We start from the raw sequence: 19190 nt of genomic DNA, 5'->3' as shown, positions 1-19190 counted from the left end.
GGAACGGAACGGGCCCGGAGGGGTCGCCCCCCGGGGCCGTTCCGGGGCGCGGGCTACGACACGAAGTACGTCGGGTTCGGCAGCTTGTACGTGCGGTCCGCGTGGCCGCCGTCCAGGTCCGAGTACTGGTCGCCGAAGTTGGCGACGATGTCGTACCCGAGGTCCTTCTCGATGTGCCTGCGGGTGCCGGACTTGTACTGCACCGTCGTGCAGGTCCAGCTGCCCGGAGTGGCGCAACCGTTCAGGTACGACGGCGGGTTGGCCGCGTCCTTCAGGAACATGTGCCCGGCGTCGAGGTTGACGTCGGCGCCGATCTTCTTCAGGTTCTCGACGGCGGCGGTGCGCTGCGCCTCGGCCAGGCCGGAGTTGTAGAAGACCTCGACGCCCTTCTGCTGCGCGTACCGCACCAGTTCGGCGCTGCCGAAGACGCCCGGACGGTCGGCCCTGTTGACGTAGGCCGCCCAGGTGGCCGAGTTGTACGTGTAGTTGTAGCGCTTCTCGTAGTCGAGGCTGAGCAGCAGCGTGTCGTCGATGTCGAAGACGACCGCGGGCCTGACGCCCTTGCGGTGGGCCTTGCGCGCGGCCCGGTCGATGTACCGCTCGGCGCTCTCGTCCAGGCGCGCGAGGTCCTTCGCGTACTGGCTGGCCGGCGACGCCTGGTAGACGCCGGCGGCGTCGGGGGCGGTGCCGTAGTAGGTGTCGATGTCCTTCACCAGGAGCCCGATGTTGTAGGGCTCGTGGGTGGAGTTCGCGGTCGACTGGCCGGCGGTGGCGGCACCGGCGCCGTAGAGGGCACCGGCGGCGACCGTGCAGGCGGCGGTGACCGCCGCGATCCGAAGTGACTTATGCATGACAGGAGTTCTACGCGCGTCACCCTGGCGGGCGCGAGTCCCGTTGCCCGATCGATATCTCGTTCACGGGCAAAAACCGGGTCAAGCACTCTGGAGGGATTGGTTCCGGATGTCCGGGTCGGCCCACGCCGCCGGCCCCGGCGCACCGCCCGGACCCGTTCGCGGGACGGTCACGGGGTCCCCGTCCCCGGCCGGGCCCAGGGAGCCGGCAGCTCGGAGAAGAGGGCGAGGGACTCGGCACAGGCCGCGACCAGCGCGTCGACGCCGGGCACGACCCGGCGGTCCTCCTCGGGCAGGCGGTGCCAGGCGCCGTCGGGCAGCGCGACCGGGTCTCCGGCCAGGCGGATCGCCTCGACGACCCTCATGAAGGCACCCGTCGAATCCGGCTCGGCCAGCAGGCCGGCGCCGGTGGTGAGGTGGTCGGCGAGGTTCTCCAGCAGGTCCGTGCCGCCGTACTCGGTCTCCTCGGGGCCGCACCCCGCCCGCCGCACCAGCACCCGGTCGCGGGTGTACCAGAAGGTGATCCGGCCACCGGTGCCGTGCACCAGCAGGTACGGGTCCCCCGGCTCCTCGGCGCAGAGTGTGGCGGCGACGGTGACCGGGCCGCGCGGGGTCGTCACGCGGACGCAGGAGGTGTCGTCGGACTCGATGTCGTTGGCGCGCAGCAGTTCGGTCTCGACGCCGGTGACGTCCTCGGCGCGGTCCGTGCCGAGCAGGGCGAGGGCGGTGGCGACGGCGTGCGCGAAGGGGTTGGTGAGGACGCCGTCGACGACGTCAGCGCCGCCGAGGCGCCGCCTGCCCGCCCAGGGTGCCCGCCGGAAGTAGGACTCGGCGCGGGCCCAGGCACCGGCCCCGCCCACGCCCAGCACGTCGCCGATCACGCCCTGCGCGAGCAGCTCGCGGATCGCGGGCACGGCGTGCGAGCCGAGCGACTGGAAGCCGATCTGGCAGGCCACGCCCGCCGCGGCGATCCCGTCGGCCATCCGCCGGAACTCCGCGTAGGACGGCGCCGGAGGCTTCTCCAGGAGCACGTGCACGCCCCGCTCGGCGGCGGTCAGCGCGAGGTCGGTGTGGGTGGGGATCGGGGTGCAGATCACGGCGATCCGGGCGCCGGTCGTGTCGAGCAGGGCACCGAGGTCGGCGGACTGCTCGGGCGTGCCGAGGCCCTCGGGCAGCTCGTCGGGGCCGAGCGGGGTCAGCTCGCAGACGCCGGCGAGCCGGACGACCCCCTTCTCCTGGAGGCGGCGGATGTTCTCCAGGTGCCGGCGGCCGTGGCCGCGCGCCCCCGCCAGCACGACGTCGATGGTCGAAGAGTTCACGGCACGCTCCCTGCGCTGTCGATCTCTGCGTGCAGGGTAGAGCCCCGTCCTGAGCGACCCCGTCCTGAGCGACCGCGCCCCGAGCGGTCCGCGCTGTCGCGGTCAGCCCGCGTACGGGTCCGGGACCTCGCCCGGCCGGGCCAGGAACGCGAAGTCGCAGCCGGTGTCGGCCTGGGTGATCTGCTCGTCGTAGAGCGCGCCGTAGCCCCGCGGGTGGCGCGCCGGCGGCGGCGTCCACGCGGCCCGGCGCCGCGCCAGCTCCTCGTCCGTCACCTCCATCCGGAGGCTGCGGGCCGCGACGTCCAGGGTGACGAGGTCCCCGGTACGGACGAGGGCGAGCGGGCCGCCGACGTAGGACTCGGGCGCGACGTGCAGGACGCAGGCGCCGTAACTCGTGCCGCTCATCCGGGCGTCGGAGATCCGCACCATGTCCCGCACGCCCTGCCTCAGCAGGTGGTCCGGGATGGGCAGCATGCCGTACTCGGGCATGCCGGGGCCGCCCCTGGGCCCGGCGTTGCGCAGGACCAGCACGCTGTCGGCGGTGATCCCGAGCGCGGGGTCGTCGATGGTGCGCTGCATGGTCCGGTAGTCGTCGAAGACGACGGCGGGGCCGGTGTGCCTCAGCAGCCGCGGTTCGGCGGCGATGTGCTTGATGACGGCGCCGTCCGGACAGAGGTTGCCGCGCAGCACGGCGACCCCGCCCTCGGCGGCCACCGGGCGGTCGCGGGTCCTGATGACGTCGTCGTCGTGCACCCGGGCGCCGGCGAGCTGTTCGCGGTAGGTGTCGTGGCAGACCGTGGGCCGGTCGAGATGGAGCAGGTCGGGGATGCGGGAGAGGAAACCGGGCAGGCCGCCCGCGAAGTGGAAGTCCTCCATGAGGTACTTCCGGCCGCCGGGCCGGACGTCGGCGAGGACGGGCACGGTTCGGGCGGTGCGGTCGAAGTCGTCCAGGGTGAGCCGGACGCCCGCCCGGCCGGCCATGGCGACGAGGTGGATGACGGCGTTGGTGGAGCCGCCGAGCCCGAGCACGGTGGTGACGGCGTCCGCGAACGCCTCCTCGGTGAGGATCTCTGACAACCGCCGGTCCCGGTGGACGAGTTCGACGATCCGCATCCCCGCCTGGGCGGCCATCCGCTCGTGCCCCGAGTCGACGGCCGGGATGCTGGAGGCGCCCGGCACCGTGACACCGAGCGCCTCGGCGGCCGCGGTGAGGGTGGAGGCCGTCCCCATGGTCATGCAGTGCCCGGGGGACCGGGCCAGCCCGCTCTCCAGCTCGGCCATCTCGCAGTCGCCGATCAGACCGGCACGCCGGTCGTCCCAGTACTTCCACATGTCGGTGCCGGAGCCGAGGACCTCGCCCCGCCAGTGGCCGGGCAGCATCGGGCCGGCGGGCACGAAGACGGCCGGCAGGTCCACGGAGGCGGCGCCCATGAGGAGGGCGGGGGTGGACTTGTCGCAGCCGCCCATGAGGACGGCACCGTCCACCGGATACGACCGCAGCAGTTCCTCCGTCTCCATCGCGAGGAGGTTGCGGTAGAGCATGGGGGTCGGCTTCTGGAAGGTCTCGGAGAGCGTGGCGACCGGGAACTCCAGCGGGAAGCCGCCGGCCTGCCAGACACCCCGCTTGACGGCCTGCGCCCGGTCGCGGAGGTGCACATGGCAGGGGTTGATGTCCGACCAGGTGTTGAGGATCGCGACGACCGGCTTCCCGAGGTGCTCCTCGGGAAGGTAGCCGAGCTGCCGGGTGCGGGCGCGGTGGCTGAAGGAGCGCAGCCCCGAGGTGCCGTACCACTGGTGGCTGCGGAGCTCCTCGGGACGTCTGCGGGGGGCGTTCACAGCGGCCATCCGGAGGCGATGGCGGCGACCTCGGCGCGCCCCTCCTCGGGCAGCTCGCTGCTGGGCGGGCGGACGTCACGGCGGCACAGGCCGAGCGAGGCGAGCGCCTCCTTGACGACGGTGACGTTGTCGGCGGAGCCGTGGGCCGCGCGGAGCTCCTCGAAGCGGCGGACCTGGTCCCAGACCTTCATGGCGGCCGGGAAGTCACCGGACCGAAGCGCGTCGATCATGTTCAGCGAGAGGGCCGGGGCGACGTTGACCAGTCCGGAGGTGAACCCGGTGGCGCCGGCCGAGAAGTAGGAGGGGGCGTAGGTCTCGGCGAGCCCGGCGACCCAGACGAACCGGTGAAGGCCCGCGTCACGGGCGAACGCGGCGAACCTGGCGGCGTCGGGGACCGCGTACTTGACGCCGATCACGTTGGGGCAGGCGTCGGCGAGCTCGGCGAGGCGGACGCCGGGCAGCGCCGCGTCGCGGACGTAGGGGACCACGCCGAGTTCGGGGACCGCCCCGGCGACGGCTCCGTGGTAGTCGACCCAGCCGCCCTGGGAGACGTACGGGTGGACGGGCTGGTGGACCATCACCATCCGCGCGCCCAGGTCGCGGGCGTGCCGGGCGGCGGCGACGGCGGTCGGCACGTCGTGCCCCACCCCGACGAGGATCTCGGCCCGCTCCCCCGCCGCTTCGACGGTCAGCTCGGTGACGAGCAGCCGCTCCTCGGGGGTGAGGGCGTAGAACTCGCCGGTGTTGCCGTTGGGCGTGAGGGTGCGGATCCCGCCGTCCAGGAGGCGGTGCAGCAGGCCCCGGTGGGCGTCCCGGTCGACACCGCCGTCCGCGGCGAAGGGGGTCACCGGGATGGCGACCACGTCGGCCAGGGCCGCCCGTCGGGTCTCGAAGGCCGTACCGCTCATTCCTGTCCTTCCGTCGACCGGGTTTCGGGGTACGCGCGCTCCACGAAGGAGGCGATGTGCGTGCGCAGGGCCCCGACGGCGCCGTCCGCGTCACCCGCCAGGGCCAGCCGCAGGATCTCGCGGTGCTCACCGGCCTCCCGTTCCCAGGAGGGGGAGGCGGCCCAGGAGACGGCGGAGACGAGAGCGGCCTGGTCACGGACCTCGTCGAGCATCCGGCCGAGCAGCGGGTTGCCGCACGGCAGGTAGAGGGCGCGGTGGAAGTCCCGGTTGGCGAGGGAGCGTTCGGCCGTGTCGGCCGCGTCGCCGGCCCGGGTGAGCGCGTCGCGGGCGGCGTCCAGGCGGGCGCCCGAACGCACGGTCCGGCGCAGGGCCTCGGGTTCCAGGAGGAGCCGTACGTCGTAGACCTCGCGTGCCATGTCGGCGTCCACCGTGCGTACCGTGGCGCCCTTGTACTGGCTCATCACGACCAGTCCGGTCCCGGCGAGGGTCTTGAGCGCCTCCCGCACGGGGGTCTTCGACACCCCGAAGTGCGCGGCGAGTTCGGCCTCCACCAGGGCCTGACCGGGTGTCAGCAGTCCGGTGAGGATGCGGTGCCTGATCGCCTCCAGGACGTACTGGGTGCGGGACGGGATCGGTATGGGCACAGAGGTCATGCGCGCCTCTCGGGGTCACCCGCCGGCTCCGGCGGGCCGGACCGACGGGTCGGTGTCCGGTCTCGCGTATCGGATCTCGCGTATCGCGTCTCATATATGACGTATGAAGTACGACGCGGACGAAGGTAGGAGCGCGGCGGTGTCCCGTCAATGCCTCCGGCGCGGGCAACCCGCCGAAACGCCCCGGAGCTACGGCCTTGGGCCCGGTCCCGTCACGGCTTCCAGCCGGGGTCCCGGCCGCTCAGCCCGACCGTCCGCGCCAGCAGCGGAGCGCTCTCCGGCACCGGCACCAGCGGACCGAAGGGGCCCCGGTCGGCCTGTGCCGCCGCCCGCAGGAAGCCGTGCGCCGCCCGCAGCGCCGCCGGGTCCGGGGTGTACTCCTGGCCGGTGGCACGGGCCAGGTCCCAGCCGTGGACGACCAGTTCGTCGGCGGCGACCGCCCCGGCCACCTCTCCCGGCAGGTCGATGCCGCCCGCCCGGGTCATTCCCTGCCACGCGGACGGCTCCCGCCAGGCATGTGCCAGGGCGTCCAGGACCTCGGGCAGCTGCCTCCGCCACGCCGGGTCCAGCCCCGGCAGGGCGGCGCCCGGGCTGCCGTCGGTCGTGGCCCCGAGGTCCTTGCGCGCCGCGTCCCGGAAGGCCACGGACAGTCCCGCCACATGGCCCAGCAGATGGCGGACCGCGTAGTCGGGACACGGTGTGGCCGCCGTGAGCTGTTCGTCCGTCACCCGTTCCGCGAGCATCGCGACGATCCGCGCCTGCGGGCCGAGGTCGATCATGGTGCTGCCGGTCATCGCCGACGCCTCCCGAGTCCGTTCCGGAGATCTCCGTCGAGGGGCAGACCGCGACGCGCCCGGAAACTCATCGGGGCGCGCGGGGCGGATGGGCAAAGGACGCCGTTGTCTCCACGACGGCCGAGCCTAGGGAACGGATCGGGCGACATGCTCCGGGTGCGACACCACCCCGGCGAACCTTCCCGGTCGCGGAACTAGGGCACCTGCCCGATCCCCGAGCCCCCGCCTTAGGCCCACGATGACCGGGCATGACCTCCTCATGGACCGTGGTCCGGCTGCTCCGCGACCGCGACGCCGGCCTCTTCCTCGCCGCGGTGCTGGTGTCCGGTTTCGGCAGTTCCGCGCTCTGGCTGGTGTCGGGCGTCTGGGTCAAGGACCTCACCGGCTCCGACGGCCTCGCCGCCCTGTGCACCGCCGCGCTGTGGACCCCCACCCTCCTCGGCCCCTTCCTCGGCACCCTCGCCGACCGCGTCCGCCGCAGACCCCTGCTCGTCCGCCTGAACCTGGCCCTCGCCGTCCTCCTGATCCCGCTGTGGACGGTCGGCTCGGCGGGCTCGGTCTGGATCCTGTTCACCGTCCTCGTCCTCTACGGCGCGGCGGGCGTCCTCGGGGACGCGGCCGACTCGGCTCTGGTCACCGCCGCCGTCGACCCGGACCTCCTCGGAGACTTCAACGGACTGCGCACGACCGCCCGCGAGGGCATGAAGCTGGTCGCCCCGCTGACCGGCGCCGCGCTGTACACGGCGTACGGCGGGCCGGGCGTGGCGATGCTGGACGCCGGTACGTTCGTGCTGGCGGCCGCCTTGTGCGCGCTGCTGCGGGTGCGCGAGCAACGCCCGCGGCCGGCCACCGGGAACCGTCGGGGACGGACCGCCGAGGGGGTCCGGCTGCTGTGGTCGCACCATGCCCTGCGTCCGCTGCTGCGCGCGGGCGGCGCCACCATGTGCCTCGCCTCGGTGGGCAGCAGCCTGAACTACGCGGTGGTCGACGCCCTCGGCCACTCCCCCGCCTGGACGGGCGTGATGTACGCCGTCCAGGGCGCCGGCTCGGTGGCGGTCGGGCTGGTCGCCGGGCCCGCCCTGCGGCGGCTCGGCGAGCGCCGCTTCGCCGCGTTCGGCATCGCGCTGACCGGGGCCGCGGTGGCCGCGCGGGCGCTGCCGTACGACGCGGTGGTGCTGGCGTGCAGTGCGGCCACCGGTCTGGGGCTGCCCTGTGTGCTGATCGCCGCCCACACCGCCGTACAGCGCGAGATCCCGGCGGCGGCGCTGGGCCGGGCCACCGCGACCGCCGACACGCTGATGTTCACCCCGAACGCGGCCGGTCTGGCGGCCGGCGCCGGCCTCGTCGAACTCGTCGACCACCGGCTGCTGTTGGCGGTCCTCGGCGGTGCGCTGCTGGCCACCGCCGGATCACTGGCTCAGCGCAGCGCCCCGCGCACCGACGCCAGGTCGCCGTCGGACGCCAGTCCCGCGTGATACAGGCGCAGTTCGGTCGCGCCCAGCTCCCGGGCCCGGGACGCGTCGGCCGCCAGAGTGCCGGGGCTGCCGCCCATCCCGGACACCACCGTGAAGTTGGCGGCCAGGACCGTGCCCTCGCGCGCGTGCTCCGCGAAGGGCGCCAACAGGCCCGTACCGCCCGCGCAGGGCACCACGACCCCGTCCGCCACCGACAGGACGTGCGCGGGGTCCACGCCCGCGTTGGCCCCGCAGTGGTAGGCCACCGGATCGGCGTGCAGCAGCACCTGGAAGCCCTCCGGGGCCGCCGCCCGCACCGCGGCAACGGCGGCCTCCTGGAGCGTGCGGGCCCGCCCGTCGCGCCATGCGCGGGTGGCCGCCGCCACCGGCTCGCCGAGCAGCTTCTCGGCCGTCGGCCATCCGCCGTCCTCCGCCGCGCCCCGCCACAGCGGCTCCAGGGCCTCCCGGACGTCCGCGGCCAACCGGTCCGCGTCCAGGCCCTGTTCGCCGTACCCCTCCCGGCAGGCCGGGCAGAAGCACAGCGCCATCAGGTAGTGGCCGGCGTCGCCGAGGCCGACGCCCGCGGTCTTGTCGTGGGCGTGCAGGTGCTGGAGGCCGTACCAGCCGAGGGACTCCAGCTCGGTGCCGGCCGCGCCGGGACGCGTGGCGGCCTCGGCGGCGAGGTCGGTCAGGTACGCGCGCGTGGCGGGCTGGGCGATGCAGGGGGCCCACGGGTAGCGGTCGCCGTAGGCGTTGACGACCGAGGTCCCCGGGTGCTCGGCGCCCAGTCGCGAGCTGTGGGCGAGGATCACCCAGGTGTGGACGTCGAGGCCGGCGCCGGCCAGGGCTTCGGCGGCTTCTCCGTAGGCGTCGCCGGGTGCCCAGTCGCCCGCCTGGTGGGGGCGGAGTTCGCGGCCCGCCCAGCGGTCGCCCGCCGGGTAGTAGACCGCCGCGTACTCGGCGGTGACGATGCGGTGCCGGGGGTGCCGCGGGGTCAGGGCGCGGGTGGAGTGGTACGCGGAGGCGAGCGTCACCTGGTCCACGCCGAGCGCGGCGATCCGCTCCGGCGCCCCGGGGTCGCCGTTCACGTCCCAGGGGTAGACGAACGCCGACGCCCGCAGCCGCCCGCCCGTGCCGCGGGTGGCGGCCTCCGGCCGCTCTCCCCCGGCCTGCGCCGGGGCCGTCACGCGTCCTCCTCCAGCAGCGCGTACCCGCGCTCGATCAGCTCGGCGAGCTGCTTCACGTGGTCCTCGCCGGGCTCGTGCAGCGGCGGCCGGACCTCGCCGACGTCCAGGCCCCGCAGCCGTACGCCCGCCTTGACCAGGGAGACGGCGTAGCCCCGGCCCTGCGCGCGGAGTTCGACGAACGGGCGGTAGAAGCCGTCCAGCAGGCGCTCCGCCGTCGCCCGGTCCCCCTCGCGCAGGGCGGTGTGGAAGGCGAGGGCGATCTCGGGGACGAAGCAGAAGACGGCCGAGGAGTAGAGGGAGATGCCGATGGCCTGGTAGGCGAGCTGGGTCTGTTCGGCGGTGGGCAGACCGTTGAAGTAGAGGAAGTCGCCGGGGCCCTCGGTGCGCACGGCGCTGACGACGCGCTGCATCAGGTCCAGGTCGCCGAGGCCGTCCTTGAAGCCGACGATGCCCTCGGTGCGGGCGAGTCCGACGACCGTGGGCGGGGTGAACACCGCGTTGTCCCGCTGGTAGACGATCACCGGGAGATCGGTCGCCGCGGCCACCTCCCGGTAGTGCCGCAGGAGGCCCTCCTGACCGGCGACCACCAGGTAGGGCGGCATGGCGAGCAGGCCGTCGGCGCCCGCCGCCGCGGCCAGACGCGCGTAGCGTACGGCGAGCGCGGTGCCGTACCCCGCGCCCGCGATCACCGGTACCCGGCCCTCGGTGGCCGCCACGGCCGCGCCCACGCAGGCCTCGAACTCCTCGGGCAGCAGCGCGTGGAACTCCCCGGTGCCGCAGCACGCGAACACGGCCGCGGCACCCGCCTCGACGCCCCGGCGCACATGCTCACGGTAGACGTCGAGGTCGAGGGAGCCGTCGGGGCCGTAGGCCGTGACGGGGAAGAAGAGCGGCCCGCGCGGATCACGGAGCCGCGCGGCGAGAGGGGCTGGCGTCACGGGCGCTCCCTGTTGATGCACGTGTCTGATCAGTGTCCATATTCATGAACATGACCACGTTACGAGGCCCCCTCCGGGTCGGTCAAGGAGACGAGCGACCAACATGCGAGCGGATTCCCGCACTCCACGGCACACTTGACGAGGAACGCGGCACCTCCCTAGCGTGTCCACGCATGTGAATGCCAGACACGGATGAGACCTTCCGGATCACCCGGAGGACGCCGCGGACGCCGACCAAGGAGACCGGGATGCCCACTCCCCGCACGCTACTGCTCACCGGCGCCGCAGGCGGGCTCGGCACCCTGATGCGGTCCCTGCTCCCGGCGTACGGCTACCGACTGCGCCTCCTCGACGTCCGCCCGATCGACGGCGAGCCGGACGCGATCACCGCCGACCTCGCCGACCGCGAGGCGCTGCGGGAGGCGGTACGGGGCGTGGACGCGGTCCTGCACCTGGCGGGGATCTCCCTGGAGGCGCCCTTCGAGAAGATCCTCCGCTCGAACATCGAGGGCACGTACCACCTCTACGAGGCCGCCCGCGAGGCCGGCGTGCCGCGCATCGTCTTCGCCTCCTCCAACCACGCCGTCGGCTACACCCCGGCACCGCGCGGGGACGACCCGCTGATCCCCGTCGACACCCCGCGCCGCCCGGACACCTTCTACGGCCTGTCCAAGTCCTTCGGCGAGGACCTCGCCCAGCTCTACTGGGACCGGCACGGCCTGGAGACCGTCTCCGTCCGCATCGGCTCCTGCTTCGCCGAGCCCGCCGACGTGCGCATGCTCTCGGTGTGGATGAGCCCCGCCGACGGCGCCCGCCTCTTCCACGCGGCCCTGACCGCCGAGGAGGTCGGCCACACCGTCGTCTACGGCTCCTCCGCCAACACCCGCCTGTGGTGGGACCTCACCGCCGCCCGGGCCCTCGGCTACGAACCGCAGGACGACTCGGAACGGTTCGCGCCGAAGCTGATCGCCGAGCACGGCGAGCTGGACCCGGCGAACCCGGCCCACACCCACCTGGGCGGCCGCTTCGTCGACGACCCGCCGATCTGGCCGTACTGACACCGGGCGAGACACCCGCACGACGGCGGGCGGGCACCGAACGGGCCCGCCCGCCGTCGCATTCGGGCACGGATCATGCCCGATCCCACGTCCCGCACAGCGGCATCCCAGGTCCGAGACGGGCACGCCCCCGCGCAAGCGGGCACATACGGGCAGCATCAGGTTCGCAACAGGCCTGGTCAGCCGCGTGCGCCGGAGGTACAACTTCCCCCATGGCCCGAACGGGCGATTCCACAGGGAGGTGGGTGACGGCATGAACACCAGGACGGCGGAAGAACGCCAGCGCGAGATCGTGCGGGCCGCCCGGACCACCGGTTCCGTGGACGTCACCGCGCTCGCCGCCGAACTGGGCGTGGCCAAGGAGACGATCCGGCGCGATCTGCGCTCCCTGGAGGACCACGGGCTGGTGCGGCGCACCCACGGCGGCGCCTACCCGGTGGAGAGCGCCGGCTTCGAGACCACGCTCGCGTTCCGGTCGACCAGCCACGTCCCGGAGAAGCGCCAGATAGCGTCCGCGGCCGCCGAACTGCTGGGCGACGCGGAGACCGTCTTCGTCGACGAGGGCTTCACCCCCCAGCTCATCGCCGAGGCACTGCCCACGGACCGGCCGCTGACCGTGGTCACCGCGTCCCTGCCGGTCGCGGGCGCGCTCGCGGAGGCCGAGAACGTCTCCGTGCTGCTGCTCGGCGGCCGGGTCCGCTCCGGCACCCTCGCCACCGTCGACCACTGGACGACGAAGATGCTCGCCGGCTTCGTCATCGACCTCGCCTACATCGGCGCCAACGGCATCTCCCGCGACCACGGCCTGACCACGCCCGACCCGGCGGTCAGCGAGGTGAAGGCGCAGGCGATCCGGGCCGCGCGCCGCACCGTGTTCGCCGGCGTGCACACCAAGTTCGGGGCGGTCAGCTTCTGCCGGTTCGCGGCCATCGGCGAGCTGGAGACCATCGTCACCAGCACCCTGCTGCCCGCCTCCGAGGCCCACCGCTACTCGCTCCAGGGCCCGCAGATCCTCCGCGTCTGACACCGGGCCGACCGGGCCGCCCGTCCGACCGAAGCCCCCGAACGACACCCTCCACACCCAGACATGCCCCTTATGCCCACATAAGTACCCCCGATCTCCCCATCAGTTCTCCAGGAGCACCCCATGCGAACCCAGAGCCGACGAACGCCCCGCGCCCTGTTTGCGGTGGCCGCCGCAGGAACGCTGACCACCTCGCTGCTCGCCGGCTGCTCGGGCGCCGGCGCAGGCGGCGGTTCCTCCGCCCACTCCATCAACGTCCTGATGGTGAACAACCCGCAGATGGTGGAGCTGCAGAAGCTCACCAAGGCCAACTTCACCAAGGACACCGGCATCAAGGTGAACTTCACCGTGCTGCCCGAGAACGACGTCCGCGACAAGATCAGCCAGGACTTCGCCAACCAGGCCGGCCAGTACGACGTGGCGACCCTCTCCAACTACGAGATCCCGATCTACGCCAAGAACGGCTGGCTGGAGCCGATCGACTCGTACGTCAAGAAGGACACCGCCTTCGACCAGCAGGACATCCTCAAGCCGATGCAGCAGGCCCTCACCGCGGCCGACGGCAAGCTCTACGGCGAACCCTTCTACGGCGAGTCGTCCTTCCTGATGTACCGCAAGGACGTCTTCCAGAAGAAGGGGCTGACCATGCCGGCCCACCCCACCTGGCAGCAGGTCGCCGACCTGGCCGCCAAGGCGGACGGCGCGGAGCCCGGCATGAAGGGCATCTGCCTGCGCGGGCTGCCCGGCTGGGGCGAGATGCTGGCGCCGCTGACCACGGTCGTCAACACCATGGGCGGCACCTGGTTCGACAAGGACTGGAAGGCACGACTGGACGCCCCGGAGTTCAAGAAGGCCACCCAGTTCTACGTCGACCTGGTCCGGCAGCACGGTGAGGCCGGCGCCGCCCAGTCCGGCTTCGCCGAGTGCCTCAACGACACCACCCAGGGCAAGACCGCCATGTGGTACGACGCCACCTCCGGCGCCGGTTCGCTGGAGGCCGCCGGCTCCCCGGTGAAGGGCAAGATGGGCTACGTCCCGGCGCCGGTCGACAAGACCGACAGCTCCGGCTGGCTCTACACCTGGGCATGGGGCATCCAGAAGGCCTCCAAGAACCCGGACGACTCCTGGAAGTTCATCTCGTGGGCGTCGAGCAAGGGCTACGAGAAGCTCGTCGGCGAGCAGGCAGGCTGGGCCAACGTGCCGGCCGGCAAGCGCACCTCGACGTACGACATCCCGCAGTACCGCGAGGAGGCGGCCGCCTTCGCGGACGTCACCCGGGACGCCATCGCCGGTGCCAAGCCCAACGACCCGGGTGTGCAGCCGCGGCCCGCGCCCGGTATCCAGTTCGTCGACATCCCCGAGTTCACCGACCTGGGCACCAAGGTCTCCCAGGAGATCAGCTCCGCCGTCGCCGGGCAACAGTCCGTGGACGACGCGCTGAAGAAGGCCCAGCAGCTCGCCGAGGCCGTCGGCAAGAAGTACGAGGGATCATGACCGCCACCGCCTCCCCCCGGGTCGCCGCCGCCTCCGCGCGGCCGGCGCCCCGGCCCCCGTCCGACCGGCTGCGGGCCTGGGCCACCCGGGCCCCGCTGCTGCCCGCGCTGGTCTTCATGATCGTGGTGACCCAGCTGCCCTTCGTGGCGACCGTGGTGATCTCGTTCTTCGACTGGAACGCGCTCTACCCGAAGGACCGCCACTTCACCGGCGTCGACAACTACCGCCAGGTCCTCACCGACCCCGACCTGCGCCAGTCGGTGTGGACGACGGTCCTGCTGACGGTCACCGTGGTGCTGGTCAGCCTGGTCCTCGGACTGGTGGTGGCGCTGCTGCTGAACCGGAGGTTCCGGGGCCGCGGCGTGGTCCGCACCCTGATGATCGCCCCGTTCCTGGTCGTCCCGGTCGCGGCGGCGCTGCTCTGGAAGCACGTCCTCTACAACCCCGAGTACGGCCTGCTCAACGGCCTGCTGCACTACGTCGGCGGCCCCCAGCCGGACTGGATCTCGGACAACCCGCTGCTCGCGGTCGAGGCCGCCCTGGTGTGGCAGTGGACGCCGTTCATGATGCTGATCCTGCTGGCCGGACTGCAGAGCCGGGACCAGCAGCAGCTGGAGGCGGCCCGGGTGGACGGCGCGAGCAACTGGCAGATCTTCCGCTACCTGACCCTCCCGCACCTGCGCCGGTACCTCGAACTCGGCGGACTGCTGGGCTCGATCTACATCGTGCAGAACTTCGACGCGGTCTTCACGATCACCTCCGGCGGGCTGGGCACGGCCAACCTCCCCTACACCGTCTACCAGAGCTTCTACCAGGCGCACGAGAACGGCCTCGCCTCGGCCGCGGGCGTCGTGGTGGTCATCGGTTCGATCGTCATCGCGACCTTCGCCCTGCGCGTGGTGTCGTCCCTGTTCCGCGAGGAGGTGTCCCGCGCATGAACACCGCCCTGACCGCCGTACGGCGAGGCGGACTCGGGCTGGTCGCGTGGCTGACCGGGATCGTGTTCTTCCTGCCCATCGCCTGGATGGCGCTGACGTCCTTCCACTCCGAGTCGGACGCGGCGACCAACCCGCCGTCCTTCACCGCCGGCCTCACCCTGGACAGCTACCGCGAGTTCTTCGGCGTCGGCGGGGGCGCGAGCCCGTGGCCCGCGCTGATCAACTCGGCGATGGCCTCGGTGGTCTCGACACTCCTCGTCCTCCTGCTGGCCTTCCCGGCGGCGTACGCGCTGTCGATCCGGCGGGTGAAGAAGTGGACGGACGTCCTGTTCTTCTTCCTCTCCACGAAGATGCTGCCGGCCGTGGCGGGCCTGCTGCCGGTCTACCTCTTCGCGAAGAACGCCGGGATGCTCGACAACATCTGGCTCCTGGTCATCCTCTACACCTCCATGAACCTGCCGATCGCGGTGTGGATGATGCAGTCCTTCCTCGCCGAGGTCCCCGTCGAGGTCATCGAGGCCGCGCGGGTGGACGGGGCCCGGCTGCCGACGATCCTCGCGCGCGTGGTCGCCCCCATCTCCCTGCCCGGCGTCGCCGCCACCGCGCTGATCTGCTTCATCTTCAGCTGGAACGAACTTCTCTTCGCCCGGGTCCTGACGGGCGTGGTCGCCGAGACCGCCCCCGTCTTCCTGACCGGCTTCATCACCAGCCAGGGCCTGTTCCTGGCCAAGGTGTGCGCCGCGTCGCTCGTCGTCTCCCTGCCGGTGCTCGCCGCGGGGTTCACCGCCCAGGACAAGCTGGTCCAGGGCCTGTCGTTGGGAGCCGTGAAATGAAGGCAGCCGTCATCGAGTCCGTGGGCCGTGCCGTCGTCACCGAGGTCCCCGACCCCACGCCGGGGCCGCGCGACGTGGTCGTCGAGGTCGCCGCCTGCGGACTGTGCGGCACCGACCTGCACATCCTCCAGGGCGAGTTCGCGCCCAAGCTGCCGATCGTGCCGGGCCACGAGTTCGCCGGCGAGGTGGTCGGCGTCGGCTCCCAGGTCACCGAGGTGGCGGTCGGCGACCGGGTCGCGGTGGACCCGTCCCTGTACTGCCACGAGTGCCGCTACTGCCGGGACGGCCACAACAACATGTGCGAACGCTGGGCCGCGATCGGCGTGACCGTGCCCGGCGGTGCCGCGCAGTACGCCGTGGCGCCCGTCGCCAACTGCGTGAAGCTCCCCGAGCACGTCCGCACCCAGGACGCGGCCCTGGTCGAGCCGCTGTCCTGCGCGGTACGCGGTTACGACGTCCTCAACTCCCGCCTGGGCGCCCACGTCCTGATCTACGGCTCCGGGACCATGGGCCTGATGATGCTGGAACTCGCCAAGCGGACCGGCGCGGCGAGCGTCGACGTGGTCGACCTGAACCCGGCCCGGCTGGAGACCGCCCGCGCGCTCGGTGTCTCGGGGTCCGCCGCGAACGCCGACGAACTGGACCGTCCGCGGGGCTGGGACGTGGTGATCGACGCGACCGGCAACGCGGCGGCGATCCAGGACGGCCTGGACCGGGTGGCGAAGGCGGGCACCTTCCTCCAGTTCGGTGTCGCCGACTACGCGGCCCGGGTGACGATCGACCCGTACCGCATCTACAACCAGGAGATCACCATCACCGGCTCCATGGCCGTCCTGCACAGCTACGAACGCGCCGCGGAGCTGTTCGCGAACGGGGTGCTGGACCCGGAGGTCTTCATCAGCGACCGGCTTCCGCTGGACAGCTATCCGCAGGCGCTGGAGCAGTTCGCGGCGGGGGTGGGCCGGAAGATCGTCGTCGTCCCCTGAGCCGAACGGGGGTTTCGGGAGCGGTCCCCTCGGTAAGGGAACGGTAAAGCGGCGTTGTTCGTTCAGTGGGGCATGACAGCTATGACCCCTGGCTCGAACATCCCTCTCCCCGTCTCCCGGGTGGCGGTGGACGTCGCCGCCCCGGTGCGGCTCGACGTGTCGGGCCTGCTGCTCACCGGTGACGGCAAGGTGCGCTCCGACGACGACTTCATCTTCTACAACCAGCCCAGCGGCCCCGGTGTGACGTACCGCTCCGGCGGCGGTACGTCCCCGGACGCGATCACCGTCGACACGGCCGCCGTGCCCCCGGGCATCGAGAAGATCGTCGTCACCGCGAGCCCCGACGCCGCGGGGCAGACCTTCCAGGGCATCGAGCCGACGGCGACCATCCGCAACGCGGACGACGGCTCGGTGCTCGGCACGTTCACGCCTCCGCGGCTGGGCACCGAGACCGCCCTGGTGGTCGTCGAGATCTACCTGCGCAACGGCGCGTGGAAGGCCCGCGCGGTCGGCCAGGGATACGCGAACGGCCTGGCCGGCATCGCGACGGACTTCGGCGTGACGGTGGAGGAACCGGCACCGGCACCGGCCGCGCAGCCCACCGCTCCCCCGGTCGTGGCCCCGCCCGTGCCGGCCGCACCGCCTGCCCCGCCCGCCCCCGGCGCCGGGAAGATCAACCTGGACAAGGGCCGGGTCAGCCTCCAGAAGAACCAGACGGTGTCGCTGGTCAAGGGCGGCAGCCCGCTGCTCTCCCTGGTCCACATGGGTCTCGGCTGGGAGCCGGCGTTCCGCGGCAAGGACATCGACCTGGACGCCTCGGTCATCGCCTACGGCCCGCAGCGCGACCACGTCGACAGCTGCTACTTCGGCAAGCTGTCCATCCTGAACGGCGCGATCAAGCACTCCGGCGACAACCTCACCGGTGAGGGCGGCGGCGACGACGAGGTGATCGTCGTCGACCTGGGCCGGATCCCCCCGGAGGTCACCGGCCTGGTCTTCACCGTCAACTCCTTCTCCGGCCAGAAGTTCACGGAGGTGGCCAAGGCCTACTGCCGCCTCCTGGACGGCGCGACCGGCGAGGAACTGGCCCGCTTCGACCTGACCAACGCGGAGGCGCAGACCGGCGTGATGATGGCCAAGCTGGTCCGCCAGTTCTCCGGCGAGTGGGACATGACCGCACTGGGCGAGTTCGTGAAGGCCCGGACCGTACGGAACATGGTGAAACCGGGCGCCCAGGCACTGTAGCGGCACGACTCCCGCCGCGCCTGCCCGCAGGTGTGGCCCGCACCCCCCGTGACGGTGCGGGCCACGCTCATGCGAGAACGGCGCTCAGGCGGCGGTCAGCCACGGCCAGTCGGCGTCCCGGGCGGACTCCAGCAGCGGCACCATCCGGAACGCCGCGTCCGACAGGCCGCCGAAGGTGTGCCGGCCCGGGGTGCCCGACGGGCCGTGGGCCGCCCGGTAGCCGGCCAGGTTCCAGGTGTAGACCGGGATGTGCGCCGGGACCTGCTGGGTCGGGTCACCGTGCCGGTGGTGGGTGTACTGCTCGTCGGTGACGATCAGTACCCGGTCCTGCCCCCGGTAGTGCGAGCGGACCGCCGAGGTGGTGTCGGTGCCGCCGAGCGAACCGAAGCGGTCGAGGATCCTCAGCACCGACTCGCCCTTGCCGAACGTCAGCCGCCGGCTCGTGGTGCCGAACTCGACGAGGTCCGCGTCCGCCGCCCGCAGCGCGAGCGCCGTGCCGAAGACCGCCGCCGCGTCGGCCCGGTTGAGCCGCGAGCGGTCGGACAGCGGGCCCCACATCGAGCCCGACCGGTCGACCAGCACCAGTGTCCGCCCCGGCAGCGCGGGCACGTTGGCCAGCGAGTGGCCGAGCGCCCGCTCCAGCGGGTAGGACCACCGCAGCGACGGGGCGTGCCGGTACGCGGCGAGGTACCGGAACGGGAACTGCCGCGAGCGCGCCACCTCCACCGGGTCGCTGATCCGGGCCGCGACCCGGTCGGCGACCTCGTCGGAGACTCCCGCCTCGTCGAAGTTCCTCAGGTTTCGAACGAGTGCCATGGCACCCATGGACGGAATGACCGCCTCCCAAGCGGCCCGGTCCATCGGCCCCTGGAGCCACCCGGCCAGCGCCTCCCAGGTGATGCCGGCCGCCGCGAGCCGCTCGGCACCACCGGGCCCGGTGACGACCGCGCGCCGCCGGGCGACCGGCAGCGCCATCAGCTCACGGTGCGCGGCGAGCACGGGGCTGGACGCGGGCGGTACGGCCGTGTCCGGGTGGTGCCGCCGGTCCAGCGCGTACCGGAACAGCTCGCCCTGCCACGGCTTGTCCGCATCCGGCGCCGCGTGCACCAGGTTCAGGATGTCGCCGAAGCGGTATCCCTTGGCCGCGGTGTCGTACTTGAGCAGCGACCTGCCGTGGTACAGCCGCCGTACGGCGTCGGCGATCCCCCGCTTGACGGGCTTGGGGACGGCTCGGCCGTAGGTCGCCGTCCAGTGGGCGAGCAGTTCGCCGGGCTCGTCGGGCCTCTGCAGGACGGAGGCGACGACCTGGCGGTTCGAGGGGCCGCCGGTGGTGCCCGCGGTCAGGCGTGCGTGCACGTACTCGGCGGCGCCCACGAGGGCCGCGGTCCGCATGTTGGCCTCGCCGCGCAGCCAGCCGAGCAGGCCGGCGGTCCAGGCCGGATCGGTGACGGCGAGCTCGCGGACGAGCTTCGCGTACCGGTCGTCGCGGTCGGCGCCGGCCTCGTAGAAGGTCCGCTGCGACACGAAGTTGGCGAGGGCGAGCAGAAAGAGCTCGGAACGCGCGTCCCGCTCCAGCCCACGGCCGCCCTGGTAGGTCCGGAGCACGTTTCCGGTCGAGGTGACCCGGGAGACGGGCTGCGCCCGGGCTGTCCTGGTGTTGAATCGCGCCATG

17 protein-coding genes are annotated in these 19190 nt (G+C 72.7%); 8 read left to right on the top strand and 9 right to left on the bottom strand.

The annotated features are described in order from the left end of the window. Nucleotides 1-53: 53 nt before the first annotated feature. The 6 genes from ACFY3I_RS14595 to ACFY3I_RS14570 all read right to left on the bottom strand — a co-directional run bounded on the left by ACFY3I_RS14595 (nucleotide 54) and on the right by ACFY3I_RS14570 (nucleotide 6361). Nucleotides 54-851 carry an HAD family acid phosphatase gene (locus ACFY3I_RS14595; protein ID WP_390860815.1) on the bottom strand — a complete coding sequence of 266 codons (798 nt, stop codon included), beginning with the start codon at nucleotides 849-851 and terminating at the stop codon, nucleotides 54-56. A 170-nt stretch (nucleotides 852-1021) separates the two neighbouring features. Then, complete coding sequence (locus tag ACFY3I_RS14590) at nucleotides 1022-2170, bottom strand: Gfo/Idh/MocA family protein (protein ID WP_390860814.1); 1149 nt, start codon at nucleotides 2168-2170, stop codon at nucleotides 1022-1024. A gap of 102 nt (nucleotides 2171-2272) precedes the next feature. Continuing rightward, nucleotides 2273-4015 (bottom strand): L-arabinonate dehydratase, encoded by a 1743-nt coding sequence (araD, locus tag ACFY3I_RS14585; RefSeq protein ID WP_390860813.1) that lies wholly within the window; start codon nucleotides 4013-4015, stop codon nucleotides 2273-2275. Then, nucleotides 4003-4914, bottom strand: coding sequence for a dihydrodipicolinate synthase family protein (locus tag ACFY3I_RS14580; protein WP_390860812.1), 912 nt, complete (start codon nucleotides 4912-4914; stop codon nucleotides 4003-4005). The genes araD and ACFY3I_RS14580 overlap by 13 nt, the downstream gene beginning before the upstream one ends. Further along, nucleotides 4911-5567, bottom strand: coding sequence for a GntR family transcriptional regulator (locus ACFY3I_RS14575; RefSeq protein WP_390860811.1), 657 nt, complete (start codon nucleotides 5565-5567; stop codon nucleotides 4911-4913). Before ACFY3I_RS14575 ends, ACFY3I_RS14580 begins: the two co-directional genes overlap by 4 nt. Nucleotides 5568-5779: 212 nt before the next feature. After that, the gene (locus ACFY3I_RS14570) at nucleotides 5780-6361 is read right to left on the bottom strand and encodes a TIGR03086 family metal-binding protein (RefSeq protein WP_390860810.1); all 582 of its coding nucleotides are present in this window, start codon (nucleotides 6359-6361) and stop codon (nucleotides 5780-5782) included. A gap of 248 nt (nucleotides 6362-6609) precedes the next feature. Between ACFY3I_RS14570 and ACFY3I_RS14565 the strand changes: the two genes are divergently transcribed. Next, nucleotides 6610-7836 carry an MFS transporter gene (locus ACFY3I_RS14565; protein WP_390860809.1) on the top strand — a complete coding sequence of 409 codons (1227 nt, stop codon included), beginning with the start codon at nucleotides 6610-6612 and terminating at the stop codon, nucleotides 7834-7836. Here ACFY3I_RS14565 and ACFY3I_RS14560 read toward each other — a convergent pair. Further along, nucleotides 7779-8936, bottom strand: coding sequence for a hypothetical protein (locus ACFY3I_RS14560; protein WP_390860904.1), 1158 nt, complete (start codon nucleotides 8934-8936; stop codon nucleotides 7779-7781). The two genes, ACFY3I_RS14565 and ACFY3I_RS14560, sit on opposite strands and share 58 nt — an antisense overlap. Nucleotides 8937-8998: 62 nt before the next feature. Continuing rightward, nucleotides 8999-9940: a 5-dehydro-4-deoxyglucarate dehydratase gene (locus ACFY3I_RS14555; protein ID WP_365283480.1), complete on the bottom strand. Its 942-nt coding sequence runs from the start codon at nucleotides 9938-9940 to the stop codon at nucleotides 8999-9001. A 248-nt stretch (nucleotides 9941-10188) separates the two neighbouring features. Between ACFY3I_RS14555 and ACFY3I_RS14550 the strand changes: the two genes are divergently transcribed. The 7 genes from ACFY3I_RS14550 (at nucleotide 10189) to ACFY3I_RS14520 (ending at nucleotide 17518) form a co-directional block, all read left to right on the top strand. Then, nucleotides 10189-10998: an NAD-dependent epimerase/dehydratase family protein gene (locus ACFY3I_RS14550; RefSeq protein ID WP_390860808.1), complete on the top strand. Its 810-nt coding sequence runs from the start codon at nucleotides 10189-10191 to the stop codon at nucleotides 10996-10998. 253 nt (nucleotides 10999-11251) lie between these two features. Then, nucleotides 11252-12022: a DeoR/GlpR family DNA-binding transcription regulator gene (locus ACFY3I_RS14545; RefSeq protein WP_390860807.1), complete on the top strand. Its 771-nt coding sequence runs from the start codon at nucleotides 11252-11254 to the stop codon at nucleotides 12020-12022. A 123-nt stretch (nucleotides 12023-12145) separates the two neighbouring features. Next, nucleotides 12146-13516: an ABC transporter substrate-binding protein gene (locus ACFY3I_RS14540; protein ID WP_390860806.1), complete on the top strand. Its 1371-nt coding sequence runs from the start codon at nucleotides 12146-12148 to the stop codon at nucleotides 13514-13516. Next, nucleotides 13513-14454 carry a carbohydrate ABC transporter permease gene (locus tag ACFY3I_RS14535; protein WP_390860805.1) on the top strand — a complete coding sequence of 314 codons (942 nt, stop codon included), beginning with the start codon at nucleotides 13513-13515 and terminating at the stop codon, nucleotides 14452-14454. The genes ACFY3I_RS14540 and ACFY3I_RS14535 overlap by 4 nt, the downstream gene beginning before the upstream one ends. Beyond that, nucleotides 14451-15287 carry a carbohydrate ABC transporter permease gene (locus ACFY3I_RS14530; protein WP_365283470.1) on the top strand — a complete coding sequence of 279 codons (837 nt, stop codon included), beginning with the start codon at nucleotides 14451-14453 and terminating at the stop codon, nucleotides 15285-15287. The genes ACFY3I_RS14535 and ACFY3I_RS14530 overlap by 4 nt, the downstream gene beginning before the upstream one ends. Beyond that, a complete protein-coding gene (locus ACFY3I_RS14525; RefSeq protein ID WP_390860804.1) occupies nucleotides 15284-16273 on the top strand; it encodes a zinc-dependent alcohol dehydrogenase family protein in 990 nt (329 codons plus the stop codon). The genes ACFY3I_RS14530 and ACFY3I_RS14525 overlap by 4 nt, the downstream gene beginning before the upstream one ends. An 81-nt stretch (nucleotides 16274-16354) precedes the next feature. After that, a complete protein-coding gene (locus tag ACFY3I_RS14520; protein ID WP_390860803.1) occupies nucleotides 16355-17518 on the top strand; it encodes a TerD family protein in 1164 nt (387 codons plus the stop codon). A gap of 84 nt (nucleotides 17519-17602) precedes the next feature. On the opposite strand, the gene ACFY3I_RS14515 is transcribed toward ACFY3I_RS14520, so the two are convergent. Next, nucleotides 17603-19189 (bottom strand): TROVE domain-containing protein, encoded by a 1587-nt coding sequence (locus ACFY3I_RS14515; RefSeq protein WP_390860802.1) that lies wholly within the window; start codon nucleotides 19187-19189, stop codon nucleotides 17603-17605. Nucleotide 19190: the final 1 nt, after the last annotated feature.

The sequence above is a fragment of the Streptomyces sp. NPDC001068 genome, assembly GCF_042897315.1.
In the GTDB taxonomy this organism is placed as follows: domain Bacteria; phylum Actinomycetota; class Actinomycetes; order Streptomycetales; family Streptomycetaceae; genus Streptomyces.
The sequence above is the reverse complement of the archived record's forward strand: the minus strand, read 5'-3'. Positions and strand labels throughout refer to the sequence as shown.

Coding starts and splice junctions, on each gene's coding strand:
- ACFY3I_RS14595 (WP_390860815.1), bottom strand. CDS start 851: ATGCATAAGTCACTTCGGATCGCGGCGGTCACCGCCGCCTGCACGGTC.
- araD (WP_390860813.1), bottom strand. CDS start 4,015: ATGGCCGCTGTGAACGCCCCCCGCAGACGTCCCGAGGAGCTCCGCAGC.
- ACFY3I_RS14580 (WP_390860812.1), bottom strand. CDS start 4,914: ATGAGCGGTACGGCCTTCGAGACCCGACGGGCGGCCCTGGCCGACGTG.
- ACFY3I_RS14575 (WP_390860811.1), bottom strand. CDS start 5,567: ATGACCTCTGTGCCCATACCGATCCCGTCCCGCACCCAGTACGTCCTG.
- ACFY3I_RS14570 (WP_390860810.1), bottom strand. CDS start 6,361: ATGACCGGCAGCACCATGATCGACCTCGGCCCGCAGGCGCGGATCGTC.
- ACFY3I_RS14565 (WP_390860809.1), top strand. CDS start 6,610: ATGACCTCCTCATGGACCGTGGTCCGGCTGCTCCGCGACCGCGACGCC.
- ACFY3I_RS14550 (WP_390860808.1), top strand. CDS start 10,189: ATGCCCACTCCCCGCACGCTACTGCTCACCGGCGCCGCAGGCGGGCTC.
- ACFY3I_RS14545 (WP_390860807.1), top strand. CDS start 11,252: ATGAACACCAGGACGGCGGAAGAACGCCAGCGCGAGATCGTGCGGGCC.
- ACFY3I_RS14540 (WP_390860806.1), top strand. CDS start 12,146: ATGCGAACCCAGAGCCGACGAACGCCCCGCGCCCTGTTTGCGGTGGCC.
- ACFY3I_RS14535 (WP_390860805.1), top strand. CDS start 13,513: ATGACCGCCACCGCCTCCCCCCGGGTCGCCGCCGCCTCCGCGCGGCCG.
- ACFY3I_RS14530 (WP_365283470.1), top strand. CDS start 14,451: ATGAACACCGCCCTGACCGCCGTACGGCGAGGCGGACTCGGGCTGGTC.
- ACFY3I_RS14525 (WP_390860804.1), top strand. CDS start 15,284: ATGAAGGCAGCCGTCATCGAGTCCGTGGGCCGTGCCGTCGTCACCGAG.
- ACFY3I_RS14520 (WP_390860803.1), top strand. CDS start 16,355: ATGACCCCTGGCTCGAACATCCCTCTCCCCGTCTCCCGGGTGGCGGTG.
- ACFY3I_RS14515 (WP_390860802.1), bottom strand. CDS start 19,189: ATGGCGCGATTCAACACCAGGACAGCCCGGGCGCAGCCCGTCTCCCGG.